The following is a 22,258-nucleotide window of genomic DNA, read 5'->3' on the forward strand; positions in this document are numbered from 1 at the left end:
TAGCTAACTAGGTCTTTTGACCCTGGTTAGCTGTCACACGCTTTTATACAATATAAATATGATTAATTATCAAAAATTTTTATCAATAGCAATTTCTTTAAATTTGCTCATGGGCACTGTTCCGGTGTCTACATTTGGGCAAAGCGTTAAAAAACCTATTTATACCTTTACTCCCTCTAAAAACCAATATGACGTAAGTTTAGTATCCGAGACGACGCGTCATGTGCCATCTGAGCGTGCGCTAGCCATAAAGAACCTGGAGTTCAAAGACGCAGTTACGCGCATGTCCAATTTAAAAAATATCAATGTGACACCGGGCAAACTTGAGGCGTCCGAAACATCCGAAGCTTACCGTTACTTTACTTCCGTCGGCAAATCTAAGCGAAGCAGCTCTGCCGCGCACGGTAAAATCATCAGCGAATATTACCACATATTACGCGATTACGAGTATTTGAAGGCGGACGCGACTGGCCGTGAAGTATGGACGGCGCCGGGGCGCGGGCACAAAGACATGTACATAACGGTAAAAAACGCCGACGGCAGTGTAAAAATGGCGGTAACATTTAACGCGTTGAACAAAGGTTTTTTAAAAGCTTTCGCGAAGTCATTTGAGAAGGTAACGGACCGCGAGACAGCCTTGCATTACAGTGAGCAGGTTTACAAAATAATGTTAAAGACGGACGGTGTGGACTATGACACGAACCACGTTTTAGCCGCGTATTTTAAAAAAGGTTTAGAGTTAAAATGGGTTTGCGATGAAGTAAGCGGTATGGAGATCCGCGAAGATTGGGCGATAGCGCGCAACAAAAAAGACCGTCTGTGTCCTAACGCCGTGACAAGCATGTTGGCGTTGGGATATTTGGGCCAGGGCGAACAAAACGTATACGAATTTTTAAACCACAATTACATGGGGCGTAACGCGCACGCGGTGTTAAAAGGCGGGGCGAACGCGCTGATGTTAATGGACAGCGAGGCGTCGTACGAAGCGCTAAAAAAAGTAATAAAAAACAGCGTAAAAAAAGCGACCCCCACCAACGTTTTTAAGATAGCGTTAAACGCGTTTTTCGATTTAATCTGGGTGACTAGTTATGTAGAAAGAGGTTACAAATATTTTAAAGGAGTATACAATAACGAGGTCACAATACGCTTTGAATACCCTGACGTAAAACACATAAAAAAGTTTGGTCTTCCAAGCACGGCAGGCAAGTGTACGCCGTTCTCAAGCACGCGTGATTGTGTGATGATGCCGACGAGGAACGTATGGGAGGACATAGGTTCAGAGTTAATATTATTTGGCGGAGCGAGGGGTAAAAAGTTAGTAAGTGAGTTGGTATCGGAAGAACCCAATTTACACAAACCGTTCACTATCGGCGCTGCTATTTATTCGGACTACAACCAAAAACTGTATTACGCGTACAAAGCCGGCAGCGCGTACGCAGACATGCCTGAAGGCACCAGACGCAGAATAGAACTTGAATTAGGCAGAGGCAGCGCAATCAATGAGAACCACATAGGCATGGTAACGGAGTACCGCAAAGCGATGTCCGGAGCGAGAGGATTTGACCAAATAATGGGCGGGGTATATATGGTAGCCTTGGTGGTAAGTTTACCAAGTTTTATGGAGTTCGTGGCAAGCATCCCGCAGTGGGCCAGAGGCAGCAGGATAGGGCGCTACTTTAGCGCAAGCCGCGGCGCGCAGGCCGGCAAAGCCGCCCCCAGCGAAGCTATAGGCTCTAATTTAAAAACCCCTGACGTTCCCAACGTAAACACAACAAACTCAGGCAGGATAGGCTATGAGTTAATAAAAGACTATAACAAAACATTTGGCCAAAAAACGCCCGGCAAAACACCCGCGGGCAGCAAGCTTAGCGGGGATATATTAAAAGAGCCCGGTATGCAAAACCCCGTGTTAAACACAGGCCGCCCGCAGATAGGCGCAAGACCGCAGGTTAACACAATAGGCGACGCAGAAGTTTTAACGCAAACTAAACCGAAAACACAGCCGAAAACTAATCCTTTGGAAGCAAACGTGTATATGCGGCCGAATTTATTGGAAAAAATATTGGAAAACTACACAAAAGTCGATGAGCTGCTGCAAAGCGCAAATAAAGGAAAAGGCGCAAGCACAATAAGTGACATCACAGGCACAGGCGCGGCAAACACAGCCAGGCCGTCGCAAACTCCAAATATTACCAAAGCAATAACATATGTAACTGTTTTAGCGGGAACCTTATTTAGCAACAAAACAGAACAACAAACAGAGCTTGAACAAAGAGTTGACAGCGGCAAACTGGAAAGAGAGTTAAACAACGCGCGCAACGGCGTAATAAGCGAGTTTTTACTTGCCAACTTCTACAGCTTAAGCCAAGACCAGCAAAAAGAACTCAACAAAATACTAGACGAGGTTTCCAAACGCCCTAAAAAGGATGCGGCAGATACCCAACCTATAAATAATACCGCCTATAAAGCGCTAGAAAAACTGCAGCGCCAGCTTAACGACGCCAATATAACAGAACTTGAACTTGAGTATATTGCCGAAAGCGGCAATCTAACCATGCTTGAACAAAAGCAATACCAGCTTGATAATATAAAAGAACTTCTTAGAAAATTAAGTATTTCTTCGCTAAGCACTACTCTCACGGACAGTTTTACTTTTGAAGAACTAAAAGAAAATGTTATTTTAGCGCAAGAAATGTTAAACGACGCCTTTGCCGAACTGGACTCTGAGTATAAACCCGTTGAAGATGAAGACTTTGCCCCGTCAATGCAAGGCGCCTACAAAGCCGACAGCGGCTACAGTTATGACAGCAGCGCGATTTTGGGTTTTACCAAAGGAGAACTGCAGGACGGAGATTATGAAGACCCTGCTCTTTATATGTATAAAGACAGAACGAATGTTTTATTCCAATATTTTGACATCCTTGTTTCAGATGAGATATCTGATATTCACGGCATTAATGCCTTTAGAAAATTATTTGAAGACGCCAATCACTATAATTTAGAAAGGAGTATCGCCAGATATTTAGACACAGAAGAAGTTAAAGCCATTTCACGCAATTACAGCGCGTTGCGCTTTATGCTGGCGCAAAAAGAAAAGACTATTACCAACAATGAAGTCTTTGACGTAGAACAAGCGGAAGAAGATTTTTTTGCAAAAACAGGTTTGTCAGAATCCTATGAAGATTATCAGTTACACTTTAATCCTCATGCGCATAAACGCCCTCTGCTTTTCAGTACCAAGCAAAGGTTATTAAACGCGCGTAAACCAACAGTAAAAGAACAGTTCGATACTGAAATAATAATAGAAAAAGTAAAGAAGTCAGGCAAATCTTATACTCAGGACCCTGTATTAAAAAAGAGCGTTGAGGATATAATAAATAAACAAGTTATTTCTATGCCAGAGCAGATAGTGACGCTGGAAAGTCTTACAGGATTAGAAAGAGCAGTTACCACAATGGGACAAGAAACATCCGGCGTGCAACCTGTTCACGCGCAAGAAAATAAAGCCTTAACCCCCGTGCCTGCCGCCAAACCTAACCTAACAAAAGAAGAAAAAAGACAAAGAACTAAGGCACTCCGGGCAGCTGAAGAAAAAGCGAAGCTTGAAGTGGAAAAACGCCTGCAGGAGGCGCATGAAAAAAGAGACGCCTTGCAAAAACAGAGAGACTTAGAAGAAGCGGAAAAGAACGCAAAAAAGCAAGAACAAAAAGCGGCGGCCGCAGCCAAAAGAAAGGCGAAACAAGAAGAAATAAGAAAAGAAAGAGTAGATAAATTAAGAGAGGAACAAGAAGCAAAAGATAAAGAAAACTCCTCACTGCTGGGCAAGCTAAAAACCTTCTTTAAAAAGAAATAGTTCCCTTTGCGTAAAACATATAAGGTTACAGCATACAATCATCCCACGCATAAGCGTGGGATGATTTTTATATGTATTTTACATTATAATTTATCTATGAAGCCGATATGAGATTATAAGAAAATAGTAGCCAAAAAGAAGCAAATAAGTATCATTTATGTTTTATAATATTTTTACAAAAAAATATTTAGGTCTTGACTAATAATCATATATGACTATTATATATATAGCATTTGAGTAGCCTTTTTTATGTACATAAAAAACATATTAAGGAGGCTTCAATATGAAAAAACTATTATTAATAACAGGGGTTTTAACCGCGGCAGTTTTTGCAGCGGCGGGCACAATAGAAAGTGTGGCTTTCCATCCTGCGCCGTCAGGTAAGTATGCCAAACTAAGCGTATCCAATACGCTTAACGCGGGCGCAAGCAACACAACCGCGGCAAATATAAGCAGACTGGTGGCTAAGGGCAACTTAGACCTTGTCTCTTCTCAAAGCAAAGCCGCCGCAGGCAGGCTGCTGGTAACAGAATCCATGGCAATAAGGGGTTCAGGGGCTGAAGTGGATATAAAAGGCGTGGCGGATATAAAAACGGCCCATGCTTCAAAAAAATTCATCACGCCCGGCACAAAATTTACCGCGTCCAATATAATAGGCGCGCAAAAAACAAAGCCTGTCTTTAAGGCCAGGAACAATGACACGGTAGATTTTAAAAAAGGGCTTAGCGCTTCCTCCACACTAAGATGGCTGCAGCTGACTGACGTAGACGGCAAAAAGCATATGATACTGGTGGAGGATTCTAGTTCTGAGGGCAAAGAGTGCCCGGCTGAAGGGGTTGCCAGGGCCTGCTGTCTTAACCCGGCCGGCAATGACTGCGTAACTCATCCGGATTGGCAAGCCAACCTTCAAGCCGCTGTAAAAAAATCAGGTTTGCGAAACGCGGCCGCCCAATAAAATGCTTATAGCATTATCAATACCGCCCCGGGTTTGTTATCCCGGGGCGGTGGTATTACCTAGGCGCAATAAATAAGATATAATTAATTTGATTTTAATATTGGAGACTAAACATGATTATACCTACAATTATGGACAAAAACGTCGGGTACGACATTTTTTCAAGATTACTTAAAGACCGCATTATCTTTGTGGGCGGCAGAGAGGGGGAGGTAGACACCGCCAGCGCTACCATGATTATAGCCCAGCTGCTTTACTTGGACGCGGAAGATTCTGAAAGAGACATTAACCTTTACATCAATTCCCCGGGCGGCCTGGTAACAGCCGGGTTAGCTATTTACGACACAATGCAGTTTATTAAAGCGCCTATCACCACTATTTGTATGGGCCAGGCAATGAGCTTTGGCGCAGTGCTTTTAGCCGCCGGTTCTAAAGGCAAACGCTACGCTCTGCCGCACGCGCGCATTATGATACACCAGCCTTTAATATGGGGCGGCGGGATAAGCGGCCAGGTTACTGATATCGCTATCGAGGCCGAGGAACTGGCAAAAAACAAAGAACACTTGCTTGATATTCTCTCTCACCACACAGGCCAGCCTAAAGAAAAAATACGCCAAGACAGCGAACGCAACTACTATATGTCGGCGGAAGAAGCTAAAGCTTACGGCCTTATTGACGAAGTTTTAACACTTAAGAAGTAACTTTACAGGCCCTTGCCAAATATTGGCCGGGGCCTGTACTTTAATCTATAACTAGCAATCTTAACAATAATTTGCTAAAATAGATTAATATAGTTTTTATATTTTAAATTTTACCGTCTGTACACACACTATATATAAGTACAAATTTTAACTATTTAACCAACCTACAAAGGGGGATTACATGACAGCAGAAATGATAAATAAACACGAACCGGGGGACTTGCCCACTATAGTGCCCGCGGTTGCCATAAGGGACGTAGTAATGTTTCCGGGTATGTCGCTGCCGTTGTCGGTAAGCAGGGCCAAAAGCATGGCGGCCATAGAAATAGCCTTAAACACCAACAAATACGTTGTTGCCGTAGCGCAAAAAATTGCGGAGGTAGAGGACCCTAAATCTGAAGAAATTTACCGCTTTGGCGTACTGAGCGAGATTACGCAGTCTCTCAAACTGCCCGACGGCACCGCCAAAGTATTTTTACAGGGTATAGCAAGGGTAGAGCTTAGCAGCTTGGATTTTAATAATATTTCAAACTCCTGGTTTGCTAATGTTTCCTACCCGGTTGAAGCGTTTAATGACGGGCCGGAAATTACCGCCCTTATGCGTAATTTATTGGACGAGTTTGAGTCCTACGCCGAGGTTTCCCGCCGTATAGCTGTTGAGGGCGTGTCATTCCTCAGGCAAATTGAAGACCCTTCCAAACTGGCCGATACCGTCGCCAGCAACATGGTGGTTAAAATTGCTGACCGCCAGAAAGTTTTAGAAACGGTTGATATCAAAAAACGTCTTGAACTGCTTATAAAAATATTAGCTAACGAGACGGAAATTATAGCCTTAGAAGAGAAAATCCACACCAAAGTACGCTCACAGATAGAAAAAAACCAAAAAGAATACTATCTTAACGAGCAAATGAAGGCTATACAAAAGGAACTTAGCCAGAAGGACGATTTCCAAAAAGAAATTGACGAGCTTAAAGCCAAAATAAAAAAGAATAACCTGCCTAAAAACGCCAAAGAAGCGGCGGAAAAAGAACTGGAAAGGCTGTCAAAAATGGCGCCGTCTTCACCTGAGGCCACGGTTTCGCGCACATTTTTAGACTGGCTGGTTAATATGCCATGGAACGTCAGCACAGAGGACGTGTTAGACCTTAAAAAAGCCAAACAAGTTATGGACGCGGACCACTTTGGCCTTGAAAAACCTAAAGAGCGTATACTTGAGTACATTGCTGTAAGCAAGCTTACCAACTCGCTCAAAGGCCCTATACTTTGTTTTGCGGGCCCTCCGGGCGTGGGTAAAACAAGCTTGGCCAAATCTATAGCCACGGCTATAGGGCGCAAATTTGTAAGAATGTCGCTTGGCGGCGTGCGTGACGAAAGTGAAATACGCGGCCACAGGCGCACATACATAGGTTCTATGCCCGGGCGTATCATACAGGGTATAAGTAAAGCCAAAAGCAACAACCCCGTATTTTTACTGGACGAAATTGACAAAATGGGTTCAGACTGGAGGGGCGACCCTGCGGCGGCCTTGTTAGAACTTTTAGACCCCGAGCAAAACAAAGACTTTATGGACCATTACCTAGACGTGCCTTTTGACATGTCTAAAGTAATGTTTATTACTACGGCAAACTCGCTGGGTTCTATACCTATAACACTGCGTGACCGTCTGGAGATTATAGATTTTGACGGCTATACTGATTATGAAAAAAACTCCATAGCCCGCCAATATCTTATACCTAAACAGACAAAAGAGCACGGCCTTAAAGAGGGCGCCCTTACAATCAATGACGCCGCCATCAAGCTAATTATGCGTGAATATGTGCGTGAAGCGGGCGTAAGAAACTTTGAGCGTGAAATAGGCACCATATGCCGCAAAGCCGCCAAAAAATACGTTGAAAACGGCGGTAAAGCTATAAAAGTAACTGAGGATAACCTGCATGATTTCCTGGGCGTGCCAAAGTATTCCAACTTTGCTACTGAGGAAAACGGCATAGGCATATCCACAGGCCTTGCCTGGACCAGCGTGGGGGGCGAAACGCTTTCCATAGAAGCCACAGAAATACCGGACGGCAAAGGTAAAATAACCTTAACTGGTAAACTGGGTGATGTTATGAGAGAATCTGTCCACGCCGCTTTAACTTACGCCAGAAGCAAAGGCTACGGCAACGGTACGGACTTTAATAAGACGGACTTTCATATCCACTTCCCCGAGGGCGCTGTGCCTAAAGACGGCCCCAGCGCCGGCACGGCAATTACCACGGCTTTAATAAGCTTGCTTACTAAACGCCCCGTGCGTAAAAAGCTTGCCATGACGGGCGAGGTTACTATAACAGGCCGCGTGCTGCCCGTTGGCGGTATCAAGGAAAAATTCCTCGCCGCTTACAGAGAGGGCGTGGACACAATTCTTTACCCTCATACAAATGAGAAAGACGTGTCTGAAATACCTGAAACGGTTAGAAAAGCGTTAAAACTTATCCCCGTAAAACATATGGATGAGGTGGTAAAAATAGCTTTTGACGGCGCAGACCCGCTGGTACGCAAACCCGCCAAAAAGTCTAAAGCCAAAACCGCTAAGGCTGTAAAAGTTAAGCCCGCGGCAAAAGCAAAACTTAAGGCTAAAAAACCCGTGGTAAAAACTAAAAAAGTTACCGCAAAAAAAGCGGGTAAAAAAGCCAAAAGGAAATAAAGCTCTAATTAATAAGCCCCGGCCCTAACAGCCGGGGCTTATTTTTAATTTCTCCCTTTTGTAAAGTGAGAATAAACAGCCCGCCACTTCCCCAAAAACCTATTTTTCACCCAGCCAAATAAGTTATAATTTTTGTATGAAAAAATATTTAATAATATCATTTATATTTTTAAACACGGCGCTTAGCGCCCAGGTAGCGGTAACTTCGCAGGGCTATGAAAGACTGCCAGACGTACGTCTTAACGAAACGCAAACACGCAGATCTGTATTTGATTTTGTTATCCCCGCTGAAGTGGCCCAGGCGTCGCGCCTGTGCGCAAACACGGCGTTCCAGTCCTGCATAGATGACCTGGAAGATATTACCAAATCCAACCCGGACCCTAAAATAGGCGCTAGCGCGCAAACAGAAATAGCTTTTACATATTATAATCTTGGTATATATGATAAAGCGCTTACGCATATAACCAAAGCCTCCTCTCTTAATCCTGAGGACCCTTTCCCGTTACTCTCCAAAGCCTGGTTTCTTATAACAACAGGTGAATATAAAGAAGCGCAAAGCCAGTTAGACGCGTTGCTTTACCTTACAGGCGACTTTGAATATATTTCCGCTAAAAACCTGGCCGCCGCCTTCATCAGTCATTTGGAGGGGGATAATAAAGAGCAGGAACACTTCGCCCATATTTACACGGCTAACCCTTACCTTATAAGTTTGGCGTCCTACATGATAGCGTTGGAAAGCTATAATATAGGCAATACCAAAAACCTTAACGCGGCCGACATATTTTTACAACAGTCACTTTCCCACGATGAGCACAACTTTCCCGCCGCGCAGTTATTTGCCAAAGTAAAAGACAAAAGGAAAGACTACAATACCGCCTGGCAATACTATGCCATGCTTTACGCGCGTGATAATACCGATACAAAATCACTTAAAAGGGTACAGAAACTCGGCAAGAAAGATTTAAAAAATAAAAGCCTGTTTATTTACACCTTAAACCAGCCTATTGTAAGGAACTATAAATCCATCCCCGGGCCCGAGGTAAAAATGATGCTCTACGCCAGGGCGGACATGACGCCCACGTACCTGCAAAGCTTCGAGGTCGTCAGTACGGCGCCCATGAGCATAGTGGACGAAAAACTGGGTGAAGTTTTTAAAACCAACCCCTTATTGGCGGAGTCTGTAACTTTTGACAATCAATTTAAAAGTCTAATTATCAAAGACCGCCACGGAAAAACCAAGTTTGCAACAAAACGTCCTTTAACAATTGTTCCGCACACAGGTTACACAGTGCTTGTTAAAAATGCAAAAAGCAACAATATTTTTGAAGCTGACTTTAGCGACAAAGAACTTAAAGGCACTATTACAGTTAACACCTCGGACAAAGGGTTTAATCTTATAAACAATGTTACTATTGAGGATATTTTACCCTCGCTTTTAGCGTCTGAATCAAGAGCCATACAACATACACCGCAAACGCTCAAAGCATTCGCCATAGCGGTAAGAACGTATCTTTACAAAGAAACGGCGGAAGACGGCCTCTACCATATTTCAGACAGCGAACCCAGCCTTAAGTTTGGCGGCGTAAATATGGAGTCCGGCGTAGCCAAAAAGGCCGCGGCGGATACTCTTGGCATGGTGCTGGATGATAATAATGATGACTTTTACAGTTCATGCTTTATATACGGCGCCAACGGCGTTAAAAACTCAGCCTCGGCGGGGGATTTTGCCTACTCTCCGTCAAACGTATTTAAATATATTATTTCCAACCCGCCGGCGGATTTACTGTCCGCTCCTGCGGACGACAGCGCCTGGGCGCCGCTCAAATGGGCGTATCTTTACGATACCAAGGACATTGCCAGAAGAATAAAAGCCTCTTTCAAAGACATAGGCGCCCTTACCGGTATAAAAATATTAGAAACAGATTTTCTTGGCCATGTTAAAACAATGAAGTTTGAGGGTACAAAAGATTCGGTAACAATAACGGAGGCCAAGCAAATATCTTTTGTACTCAGCGCCGGCTCTATCCGTTCAAATCTTTTTCAGCTTATTCCTTTTTACAAAGGCGCTAAAATAAAAAGTATTTTGGCGCTGGGCGTAGACAGCGGGCTTGGCAGCGGGCTGTGCCTTAATGGCGCGCAAGGGCTGGAAAAAGAAGCTAAAGATTTTAACGAAATCTTAAAGTTTTACTATCCCGAAGTAACGTTAAAAACAGTATTACCGGCTTTAGTGGAAGACCATGAAGACGAACCTGCGGACACAGGAGAACTTTTAACATTACCGGACGCTAATGAAAAAACCCCAGAAATTTAAAAAGAAAAAAATTCTTTATATTATTACCCGTTTAGACGGCGGCGGAGCGCAGAAAAGCGTGCTTTACTCCGCCGTTAATTTGCCGCGTAAAGAGTATGATACATTTCTGGCGTCAGGCCCCGGCGGCCCGCTGGAGGCTCACGCAAAAAGCAAACTTAAAAACCGTTTTTTTACTATTAAAAGTTTACGCCAGCGTGTATCAGTGGCAAATATACCGGCGGACATCCTTTCAGTTTTTCAAACATATTTAATTATACGCAAAATACACCCCGACATTATTCACACCAACTGCCCCAAGGCTGGCATAGTAGGCAGAGCGGCAAGCATACTTTACCCGCGCGCAAAAGTGGTGCACACATATCACGGTCTTGGCTTTAGCATGTACGGCGGCATAAAAAGATTTTTTATTTTTACATATATAGAAAAGTTTTGGGCCGCGCTTGCCGACAAACTAATATTTGTATCCCAAGCTAATATGAATGAGGCCGCCAACCTTGGCATAGGCGGCAACAAAAAAAACATATTGCTGCACGCGGGGGCGGAGTTTGAAGAGCTTAAACCGTCTTTTGACAGACAAAAAAAGCTTGCCAGTCTTGGTATAAAAGAAGACAGCAAAGTTGTGCTTGGTATAGGCAATTTTAAACCGCTTAAAAACGCTAAAGAATTTGTGCTTACCGCCGCGCAGGTAATTAAACGCATGCCTAATGTTCATTTTTTATACGTAGGTTTCGGCGGCACTGATGAAGCTAAAACAAAAACTTTGGCAAAAAAGCTGGGGCTTAAAAAACATTTTTCTTTTCTTGGTCTTCGCCATGACGTAAGAGAACTTTTCGCTATTAGTGATATTTATGTAAGCACTTCTCTGCGCGAGGGGCTGCCTATAGCGCTGCTAGAGGCGCTTGCCTACGGCGTGCCGGCGCTGTGTTATGAGGCTGACGGCACAAGCGAGGTTCTTATAAACAACCAAAACGGCTATATTTTCGGCCAAGGCAGAAAAGATGAACTGGCCTCAAAAATAGTAAAAGTTCTTGGAAGTGAAAGCTTGCTAAACCATTTAAAAAATGGCGCAAAAAGCTTTAACCATCAAAAATATAGCGCGCAAACTACCGTCTTAAAACAAACCGAACTCTACAAAAAACTGCTAAAAAAATAGGTCTTTTTTATAGGCCCAAACAATGTTAAGCACCCTAAATAAAATTAGTATAATATTTATGTGTGATAGTTCAGACGTACAAATTGTAAAAACTTATTGTTTATGATAAACAACATTAACTTAATTTCCCGTCTTTCAAAGCGCGTTCGTATGACGAACGTGTCCACACGTGTTATGTTTAGATATGGTGTGGAGGAATTAGGTTAAATTATAAATTTTAATTTATATAGCCAACTTAAAACCTCCAAAAGATATTGGAGGTTTTTTTACTGCTTAGACGGTAAAAGTAGGCCAAAAGACCTACTTGCGTTTAGGTCTTTTGACCCTGGTGTGACGGTAAAAAAAATATTTAACTATATTAGTTGTTTAAATTTTAAGGATAAAATGAATAAACTTTCTTATAAAAACATCTTGCTAAAAGCCATAAGTGTACTGTTAATTAACAGCATACTTGTAAGTTTATTGCCTGCGGACGTGTACGCGCAAGTCAAGTCTTCCACCGTTAGAAAAAATAACACCGGAAAAGGTTCCGTTTCTGCCTCTTTATCAAAATATGATTTGAGCAAGTTAAAAACATTTAGTATAGAAGAGATCAAATCACAGGCGGCTGCAAAAGCGAATGAAGATATAGTATTGCGTCGAGATAACACTACAGTTGTGTATGTACCAATGGGGCCTGGAGAGAAGGCAGAGGAGGTAGTGGAGAGTATATCGGATAAGCGCGGGCGCGAGTTGAGTGAGGTAATAGAGGGATATTTTGGATTAAATGAAGGGGTAGAATCTGGGCCGTTGGGATATGAATCTTATAAGAAGGAGTTTGATAAGGAGCGAAGGGATTTGGAGGTAAAGTATTTAGGTGAGATATCGCGCAAGGTAGGAGAGCAGGAGGGGATATTGGCTGGGGAGTTGAGGGAGTACTCGTTGAGGGGGATGAGTGCGGCGGATCTGGCGTTGTATGAGGGATACAAGACTAGTGAGATATCGGCCTGGAGCAAAGAATTGCATGGTGAGTTGGGGGTAGTATTGGGAGTAGACAGCAAGTCTAGGTACGCGCAATACAAGGCAGAGTGGGGGAAGGTAGAGGAGAGGTTATTGAGGGAGACGCACCGAGAGCTATCGAAGAAGAAGAGTGAGTTGCTTGGTTTATGGAGGCGTGAGCCTAATACGTATGGCAAGTATGTATTGAGGGTGAGTCCGTTATTGTTGACGGTTGAGGGGATGTTTGATGTAGGAGAGCGAAGGGAATTACTTAGTTTGTATAAGAGTAAAGTATCGAAGGGTAATTGTTTGGAGGCGGGTTGTGTGGATGAGATGTACGCGGTGATGGGTATAGGGATGTTGGGCAGCAGGAGTGACGGTGGGGATGTTAGGCGTTTGTTAATAAACAGTATGGATATTGCGGGAAGCGGCGCGTTATTGATGGCAGGCGCGGGGACGCTGTTGTCGTTAGGGGCGTATAGTGAATTGGACACCGTTGTAGGATACGCGACGAGGGAGGAAAGGAAGCAGGTTAGCGGGGATTATGATTTATTATTATTAAGCACGTATGCGCGTGAGTGGAAGGACCGTCACGGGAAGTATTTGGGGAAGAAGAGTGTGAATGCGGCGTACCCAATAGACAGGACGAGCATGGGTAATGCTTGGACGCAGGTTGTGGATGTATTGTTGGCGGAAGGCAGCGCGGAGAGTTTGTCAATATTGTCTAAGTACAGTGTTGGGGCGTGTGGAGTAAGGACGTATATGGGAGCGAGGAGTGTGGGTTGTAGTGGAGTGATGCCGTTTATAGCGGAGGGTTTGTTAAGCGGGAAGGTTAAGGTAGATTTGGGTATAGAGTTTAGCGGACAGGCAGCGGCGGCGGGGTTAAGCCAGCGAGGGATGTTATTGGCGCATATAATGAACGCGAGTTTTGGAGATATGAACGAGGTAGATGAGGGGAAGTTGGATAAGAGGATATACAATTATTTATTAAGGACAGAGAGCAGTGCTGCGTTGAAGAAGAACGTAACGAAGCACGCGGTAATTAATCGAGAGGGTGAGTTATGGAAGGGGAGTGAGGTAAGCCAGACGGGTATAATGACGACGTTTGCGGGCAGCGCGGATGTAGCGCTGGCGGTATTTTTTATAGGTCGAATGGGTGTAAGTTTAGTACGTCAGAGCGGACAGATAGGTTTAAAGATGTACCGTTTGACGCAGGTGGGCAGGAAGGGAACGAACGGTATAAAGAACCTAAGGCATTACGCGATGTATAAGAACTTATCGCAAGCGACGAGAGCAGGGCGTGGTAGTAATTTTAAGGCGTTTAGCGGCAGTCAGTTTAAGGCGAACAACGCGGCGAACCCGTTGAACATTTTAACTCGTGAGCATTTGAGGACGAGTATAGGCCGCGCGAAGGTAGACGCGCGGGCGAAGCAGCTGGCCGGCGAGAAGTTAAGTATAGAGAGGTCGTTGGCAAGGGAGCAGCAATTAAACCAAATAAGCGGTAAAAAGATAGGCAAGGTAGACCCAAATATAAGTAAGACCTTGGCATCGGGAGGGAATAAGGTTAGCGTGGAAGGTTTGGAGGGGAAGAAGTTTAGCAGGTTGGGCAGTGAGACGGGAAACAATTTTATAGAGCGCAGGATATTGGGAGGAAAGAGTTATGGCGAGGCGTCAGGCTGGCGCCAGAACCTTCTTGATAGGAGCCGAGAGTTAAGTTTAAGTTTAGAGATATTAAAAGACAATATAGGCTACGGTTTGCAGGGGAGCAACAAGAAGTATGTAGCGGCGTCGTTAATAACGCCTGCGGGTCAAGCTGTAAGCACGCAGGGGGCTGCGACGGCGGAGTTCTCGGTAATGCAGTCTATGAAGAGTGGTATGCCCTCAGCAAGCATATTGTCGGAGTCAGGCGCGCCCACGGCGATAAGAGGTGTTGGCAGTGTAAGCAAAACAGCGCCTGTAACAAAAGTAACAACGGCAAGTCCTGTAAGTTCGGCGGCCAAGACGTTAAATGGTTTAGTGGGGGAAAACAGCGGTATAAACAAAGCGTTGGGCAAATTAAATATACCTGTAAGCGCCGGGGCGAGCGCGGGCTTATCGTTAGGCGCGCCGAGGATAATCGGGCGCGACATCCGCACGCCTATGCAAGGGCGAACTGCGGAAGAAGATAAAGGTATAAGTGATTTTGAATATTTATTAAAAGCGATGAACCCGTTTGCCAAAGAAGTAGGCGGTCAGATAGTAAAGGCGGATAATTTAGCGGGCAACTTGGCCAACGGCGCTAAGATGGGGCTAAGGTACGCAGCGCAAAGATTAAGTAATAAAACAAAGGCGGACGGTTTTACAAGAAGTGTAGACCAACAATATAATGTGTCCAGAGAAACGCGCCTTGCCCGCAGCGTAGCGGCGATAGATGCAATTTACCAAAACGCGAAAGCCTCTGGCAGAGAAGGAATGCTGACAGTTGGCGAAACGCGCGCTGTCAAAGGTTATATAAATGATATAGAGGGTAACAACCAGCATTGGGTATTAAATAAAGAAAGCGGCGTTTGGCAAAAGCAATACACGCAATCGGGGCAAGAAGCGATAACGCACCTAAACAACAATTACTTTACGGGCGTACAACCCAGAGAAGTAAAAAACCAGACCACAGCGTCCAATCCCACCACCCCCCGCCCCCAAATAACCCATGCTGAGGCAACCCCGGCTACAGTAGCTAAAGAAAATTTAGTTGCGCTCCGTCCGCACATAAACAATGGGGTGAAAACCCCGCAATCCCCAATAGCCGGCAGTCCCGCTGCAAGCTATGCATGGATAAATACCGATGTGACTGCGGCACCATCAAGACCTATAGTAAACAAGTTAGCGGAGATAAAACAGCTTGATGTTCTGCACGCTACAGAAGTAACCCCGCAGGAAAACGCAGGCTACATAAAGTTTTTTGACAGAACAGACACAGGGGCAACAATTAGCGGAAATACGCTAAACTCCGGCCTTAACCCCGCCGTGTTGGCAAGGCCGTTTAACGCCGTTAAAAAATGGGTGTCTGGCGTGCTTAGTAAAAAACCCGGCATTAATAAGGCCGGCGGACAAACAGCCGCGCCATTATTAGACCATGAGATATTTGCACAAATTACAAGTAATATTCTTACCCAACCTGAATATAATTTAAATTACAGTAAAAGAATATCCATTGAAAATACTTTAAATAATACCTTTGCGCGTGCTATTGTTGAGGCAAAGGGTGTCGCTATTTCACAAAACCAGACAGACAATCTGTTTAATAATATAAACTCTGCCGTAAATCAAATCAACTTTTTAAATGAAGAGCTAAAAACTGAATTAGTAACGGATATTAAAAACGCCGTAGGCAAAAACTTTAAAAAGCAGGCGTTTAATATAGCGCATGAGGATAATTATTTACAAAATGTAAAATTATCGGTGGCGGTGGAATCAGCCGAAGGTAAAATAGATATAGACCAGCTTTATGATATAACGGTAAACATAAAAGGCACCAAAAAAGATATCAGCAATTTTACCGCGCATATAAATAAAAATATACCGTATGTTAACAAAGACAATCATTTGGTATTTTATAACCCCAAAAAGGATAAAATAAATACTTCTTTCTCCGTGCACGTTACAAGCAACGCTAAGCTGAATAAAATTGCTGATATGGTAAGAAATAATAACGGCAAACTCAGCCACGCGCAAATAGAAAACGCCGCGCCCGCGTTTGACCTTAGTGTACGCAATGTAAGCAAATGGTCAAGGGCGATATACGCGACATCTTTAATAAACGGTTTTGTCACGCTTTATTCGGGCGCGAATATTATTTACCTTAAAGACGCTTTAGATTTAAGCAAAACCCAGGTTGCCGGGTTCTCCATGGTTACGTTTACATTAGCCGTGGTGGCGCCGCATATAGCAAGTGCTTTAAAAAATAAATTTGGTAAAAAAAATACTCTTTACATAGGCGCGGGCACTGTGCTTGCGGGCGGGCTTTCCAGCATAATTTTTGGCGCGGGACACATGCACGCATGGGATAACACCACATTGCAATACGCGGGCTTTCTGTTAGCTAACCTTATAACCTCAGCGGGCGTCTTTATCACGGCCACAACAGCGCCTACAATGGTATCTAACTATACGGGCGACAGAATGCTTACCGTGCAGAAAAGCACCAATACGCAGCGCACCATGGCCGTTGGCGTAATGTTGGGCGCGTTAATCACGTCACCTTTAAGCGCCATAGGCATTGACCCCACCGCCGGCCTGCCTATACTTTCAATAGGTTCCGCCATTATGTCTTTGGCATTAGTGGCAACATCTAAAATGCCTAACTTCAGATACAATGGTTTTGTAAGAGAAAATAAAAAAGAATCATCACTCTCTTTACTTGAGCAGTTAAAATGGGCAAAAAAGGACCCTGAAGCCAGAAGATTAGTAACAACAGCATTCTTAATGAACGGCGCGGAAGTGGCGTTTATGATGATAATGCCCGTCTTCCTTGCCAACATCCTCTCAGAAAACGGCTCTATCGGCACAATGTCGCTGCTTTATTCATCCGGCCCGTTTTTGCTGGGCAGGTTTATGGCAAAAAGCGTGGTAAATAAATTTGGCATATTTGGTGGCAAGGTATTTGCCATGGGCGTATCCACACTAGGTATACTTACGGCTGTTTCCACCAGCAGTATGGGTATAGCCCCGCTGCTTATGTCTATAGCTGTTACGGAATACGGTATATCGACATTATTTACCATAACCTATACAGGCCTTTCAGCGGCGCCCACAAGGGAGAGTATTTTACTGCCTTTAATACACAACTCAGCGTTAGGCGCGGCGTTAATACCTATGGCGCTAGGCTTTGGCGCGGATATGGGCCAGGAATATCTTATGGCGCGCGGCGTGGCGCAGGGCGCGGCGGAATTTAAAGCACTCTCAACATTTTTCTTCTACGCGCCTGTTTCGCTGTTTTTGGCATCCGCCGCTTTAATGTCCACAAAAACCGGTTTAAAAGAATTTTTACGCGGCCTGGGCTTTAAAAAGAAAGCGCCGCAACCGCAGGAAGCGTTAATACCCGTGCAAGAAGAAAAAAAGACAATAATAGAATTTTTCAGCAGAAATAAAAAAAGTGACGGCGGCTCAAATTCCGGCGCGGGGTATTTATTTACTGATTTTGGTTTGGGCGCGGTATTTAGCAGATTTATGGCGGGAAAAATACAAACGTTTTTACCTAAAGCCGAAGAGGGGGCAAAAGTAACAAAACCTATTACCTTAAGTATGCCCGTGCAGGAAGGGGAAACAATAAATCATGATAAAAAAGTCACCGTACCGTTTATTACCGTAGACAATCAAAAAAAGGTGGTTGAGTTTGAGAAGTTTTTAGAAAAAAACACACCATTTGTTTCAGAAGATAACGATATAGCTTTTGTTGATAATGAAACAGGCAAAATAAACGCTTCTTATATTATTAGAAGCGAAGATGGGAAAAAACCATACATAAAAGACGCGGATGAATTTTTAAACAATAACGAGGCTGTAAGACCTGAAAAAATAAAATTTACATCGGCCGCCAGATATACGGCGCCTTTATATTGGATGGCGTCTATGATAGGCTTTGAAGGCGCGTTTACGCCGCAGCTGGGCGTTATACAGAGAACACTTGGCATAAGTGATTTTGCCACCACAGCCATTACCGCAGCAAGCTTTACGGTGGCGGGCTTAATGCCTTTTATTTCAGCGCCGTTTGCCGCCAAATACGGTAAGAGAACAGCGCTTTACCGCGGGCTTACGTTTATGCTTGCCGGGGCTATAGCGTCATGGGCTTTTGGTTTTGGACACTTTAGCGCATGGGATATGAAGGGGCTGCAGCTGGCAGGTATTTTGGCTTCTGCGGGGCTTATAAGCGTTGGCGCGGATATGCTGGCTAACTCTATTTCACCCATGATATCCTCTTTTACAGGCGAGGGCAGCGTGCGTGTTAAAAAGAGCGGCAGGGCGCAGATAGCGCGCGCGGCGGGCTCGTTTGCTATATATTTCGCGCCTATGTTTTTTATTGATAAAACAACAGCTTTGCCGGCGTTTATTATACCTATGGCTTTGGTGGGGCTGGCATGGCTTAAACTTTCCGGCATGCATAATGACGTACATAATAAACCCAAAACGTCCAAAATACAAACGGGCGTTAAAGATACTTTAAAAATGTTTAAACATGAAGCCACCGCTTTTAAAGATGATTTAAGAACTAAATTTAAATATTTTAAAATTGACCCCGTAGCGCAAAAAACAGTGGCCGCCCTTATACTTATGAACTTTATAGAAATGACGCTTGGTTCCGCCGGGCCGATGATTTTTGAGCGCGTATATTCAGAAACAGTTTCAAGTATACTTAATATAGCCACGTTTCCTATACCGTTTTTCTTAGGAAGATTGCTAGCGCCCGCCTTTATAAGAGCTTTTGGTGAAACTAGAGCCAAGCATATAGCTAACGTTATAGTTGTGGCTGGCACTCTTATGGCAACAGCTTCCGCTGTTAACACAATAGCATTGCTGCCCTCTTTGTTTATGGTTGAATTTGGGATATCTACAATGTTTGGCATATCATTTGCGTCACTATCCAGAAATGTGGACAGAGAAAGAATGCTGCTGCCCTTTTTCTACTTTACAACCTTTGGCTGCGCGGTGGGACCGTTGTTATTTGGCGGCATTTCAACTTATATATTTAATGATACTTACCTGGGTATGATTGTGGCGCCTGTCTTGCTTAACCTGCCCATTACCTTGCTTTTATTAAACAGAACGCTACCCAAAGGCTTTTTTGGTTTAAGCGGAACCGAAATAGCGTTTGCCGATGACTTTGAAAGAGCTTATAACAAGAATAAAAATAAAGCATTCAAAGAACTTAAAGCATATTTTAAAAACCAAGACAAAGAAGTCAAAAATGATTATGACGTATTTACCTATGCCGCCGAACAGTTGGAAACAGACTACCCGCAATACGCGCAGGGTACCGGGCACGCTTACAGAGGTTTATTTGTGCAAACCCAAAGTGAGGTAGAAAATATTATTAATAACGGCATGGATATCGCCATGGTGTCGGAAAATACTAAAGACGACGATATGTTTGCTGACGCCGCCCCTACGGATATGTACTTTGCCTCTGCGCCGCGTATTACCATGAAGTACGCTTTTGGCGTTGGAAGACAATCCAATCCGTCAAAAAATAAAGGCTATTCTGTAATAGTAATATCAAATATACCTGAAGATATTAGAACAGACGGAATGATATTGACGCTTGGCAGGTCTATGCGGGCGGATGAAATAAAAGATGTGCTTATGTATGATTTTATAACAAAGAAATGGATATCGGTAAAAAATGCCATGGGTATAAAACCGCTCTCCTCCGCGCCCACGGCGTATAAATTAATGACAGAATACGCTTAGTCTAAGCGCAAAACTTTATTCGGGGGGAAGGCCGCCAACAATGGCGGCCTTTTGCTTTGTAAAAAAAATTTTATATACTTTATAAGAAGTTGGGGAGGATTTATGAAGAAGGGTTTTACATTAATAGAATTATTGGTAGTTGTTTTGATTATCGGCATTTTGGCCGCCATCGCGCTGCCGAACTACACTAAAGCGGTGGAAAAGACGCGTTTTACAGAAATGCTTCTTATCACCAAAAGCATTAAAGACGCTCAGGAAAGGTATTTCCTGCAACATGGCGAATATACCGCTGATTTTACCAATCTTGATCTGGATTATACAGGTACAAAAAGCGCTAATGGCGGCACATTGGCTGAAAAAAATTTTAAATATCAAATTGAAGGCGGCGCAGCAGGTTCACACATTTATGTGGTAAGAACTTCAGGTACTTTAAAACCGCAGTTTAACATGTATTACCAAAACTCACGCACTACGGCAAATAAAGGTTTAGATTTTTGCTATCCTGCCTCTGCAGACGAAACTTCTTTATGCAAAACTTTGGGTTTTACAAAAGAAATTTCATCAACACAATTTCAACGTGAGTAACTTTAAAATTCATGTTGCACAATAAAAACCCGGGCCATATGGCCCGGGTTTTTTAATTTATTCCCATTCTATTGTGCTTGGCGGTTTGGAAGTTATATCGTAAACCACTTTATTTATACCTCTAACCTCGCTCACAATGCGGGAAGAAATTTTTTGCAGCAAATCATGCGGCAGCTTGGTCCAGTCGGCCGTCATACCGTCAACGCTGTTTACCACGCGCACACAGCACGCTTTTTCGTAGGTGCGCTCGTCACCCATAACGCCTACTGTTCTAATGGGTAAAAGCACGGCAAATGACTGCCATGATTTTTTGTCCCAGCCGCTCTTTTTAAGTTCGTCACGTACAATAAAGTCCGCCGCGCGTAAAGTATCTAAATCAGGCTTAGTTATTGCGCCAAGCAGTCTTACCGCCAGGCCCGGGCCCGGGAACGGGTGAATGTCAATAATGTCTGAACTTAAGCCGAGCTCACGCCCAAGGGCGCGCACTTCGTCTTTAAATAAAAAGCGTAAAGGCTCTACCAGTTTAAGCTTCATTTTTTCAGGCAGGCCGCCCACGTTATGGTGAGATTTAATTACGGCCGACGGGCCTTTTACCGATATAGACTCTATCACATCGGGGTACAAGGTGCCCTGCGCCAAAAACTCAGCGTCTTTAAATTTACGGGCTTCACGCTCAAACACTTCTATAAAAAGGTTGCCTATAATTTTTCTCTTTTTCTCAGGGTCGGTCACGCCTTTAAGGGCGGTTAAAAATAGTTTTTCGGCGTCCACAACCTTAAGGCTTACTTTAAGCTGTTTGGCTAAAGCCACGGTGCGCTCTCTGTCGCCGGTTCTTAAAAGGCCTGTGTCAACGTAAATACAGTAAAGGCGTTTGCCTATAACCTTGGCAAGTAACGCCGCCACTACGCTGGAATCCACGCCGCCGCTAAGCCCGCATATAACGCGGCCTTTGCCTATTTGCGCTTTGGCGTCCGCCATAGCGGACAGCATTATTGATTTAGGCGTCCACTTTTCTTTATAGCCGCATATTAAACGGGCGAAGTTTTTAAGTATTTTCTCGCCTGCTTGCGTGTGCACCACTTCTGGGTGGAACTGCACGGCATAGCGGTTATTCTTAGCGTCTTCAGCCGCGCTAAATAGTGATGATGTTGTGGTGGCGGTTATTTTAAAACTTTTTGGCATTTGTTTTACGCCGTCGCCGTGGCTCATCCAGGCGGTAAAACTTTTTGGCATGCCTTTAAGCAGTTTAGAGTCGCTTTTTACTTTAACTTGGGCGAAGCCGTACTCACGCTTAGCGCAGGACACTACCTTGCCGCCGCCGTTAACAGCAAGCAGCTGCATACCGTAACAAATACCTAATATAGGCACTTTAACGTCAAATATTCTTTTATCGGGCATAGGGGCACCTTTGCCGTATACGCTGCTGGGCCCGCCGGAAAGTATAATACCCGCCAAATCTCTTGCGTTTATCTCTTCAATCTTGGTATTAAAGGGCACTATCTCACAATAAACCTGTAACTCTCTAAGACGTCTTGCTATAAGCTGCGTGTATTGGCTGCCAAAGTCTAAAATAAGTATTTGTTTCACGGTATACCT

General features: G+C 44.0%; 9 protein-coding genes. 8 read left to right on the forward strand and 1 reads right to left on the reverse strand.

What is annotated here, in order from left to right:
• The first annotated feature begins 58 nt into the window (after positions 1–58).
• The 8 genes from AAIR98_RS05965 to AAIR98_RS06000 all read left to right on the forward strand — a co-directional run bounded on the left by AAIR98_RS05965 (position 59) and on the right by AAIR98_RS06000 (position 20,662).
• Complete coding sequence (locus tag AAIR98_RS05965; protein WP_423971283.1) at positions 59–3,853, forward strand: hypothetical protein; 3,795 nt, start codon at positions 59–61, stop codon at positions 3,851–3,853.
• A gap of 283 nt (positions 3,854–4,136) precedes the next feature.
• Positions 4,137–4,808, forward strand: coding sequence for a hypothetical protein (locus tag AAIR98_RS05970; RefSeq protein WP_423971284.1), 672 nt, complete (start codon positions 4,137–4,139; stop codon positions 4,806–4,808).
• Positions 4,809–4,921: 113 nt separating this feature from the next.
• The gene (locus AAIR98_RS05975; RefSeq protein ID WP_423971285.1) at positions 4,922–5,509 is read left to right on the forward strand and encodes an ATP-dependent Clp protease proteolytic subunit; all 588 of its coding nucleotides are present in this window, start codon (positions 4,922–4,924) and stop codon (positions 5,507–5,509) included.
• 181 nt (positions 5,510–5,690) lie between these two features.
• On the forward strand, positions 5,691–8,192 hold the full coding sequence (gene lon, locus AAIR98_RS05980; protein ID WP_423971286.1) for an endopeptidase La: 2,502 nt from the start codon (positions 5,691–5,693) through the stop codon (positions 8,190–8,192).
• Between the two features lie 136 nt (positions 8,193–8,328).
• The gene (locus tag AAIR98_RS05985; RefSeq protein ID WP_423971287.1) at positions 8,329–10,503 is read left to right on the forward strand and encodes a SpoIID/LytB domain-containing protein; all 2,175 of its coding nucleotides are present in this window, start codon (positions 8,329–8,331) and stop codon (positions 10,501–10,503) included.
• The gene (locus AAIR98_RS05990; RefSeq protein ID WP_423971288.1) at positions 10,481–11,656 is read left to right on the forward strand and encodes a glycosyltransferase; all 1,176 of its coding nucleotides are present in this window, start codon (positions 10,481–10,483) and stop codon (positions 11,654–11,656) included. Before AAIR98_RS05985 ends, AAIR98_RS05990 begins: the two co-directional genes overlap by 23 nt.
• 384 nt (positions 11,657–12,040) lie before the next feature.
• The gene (locus tag AAIR98_RS05995) at positions 12,041–20,077 is read left to right on the forward strand and encodes an MFS transporter (protein ID WP_423971289.1); all 8,037 of its coding nucleotides are present in this window, start codon (positions 12,041–12,043) and stop codon (positions 20,075–20,077) included.
• A 102-nt stretch (positions 20,078–20,179) separates the two neighbouring features.
• Entirely contained in the window at positions 20,180–20,662 is a 483-nt protein-coding gene (locus AAIR98_RS06000; RefSeq protein WP_423971290.1) for a type IV pilin protein, read from the forward strand.
• A 57-nt stretch (positions 20,663–20,719) separates the two neighbouring features.
• Here the strand turns inward: AAIR98_RS06000 and guaA are convergent, their stop codons facing one another.
• Positions 20,720–22,249, reverse strand: a complete 1,530-nt coding sequence (guaA, locus tag AAIR98_RS06005; protein WP_423971291.1) for a glutamine-hydrolyzing GMP synthase — start codon at positions 22,247–22,249, stop codon at positions 20,720–20,722.
• Between the last annotated feature and the right edge of the window lie 9 nt (positions 22,250–22,258).

The sequence above is a fragment of the Elusimicrobium simillimum genome (assembly GCF_049639735.1).
In the GTDB taxonomy this organism is placed as follows: Bacteria; Elusimicrobiota; Elusimicrobia; order Elusimicrobiales; family Elusimicrobiaceae; genus Elusimicrobium; species Elusimicrobium simillimum.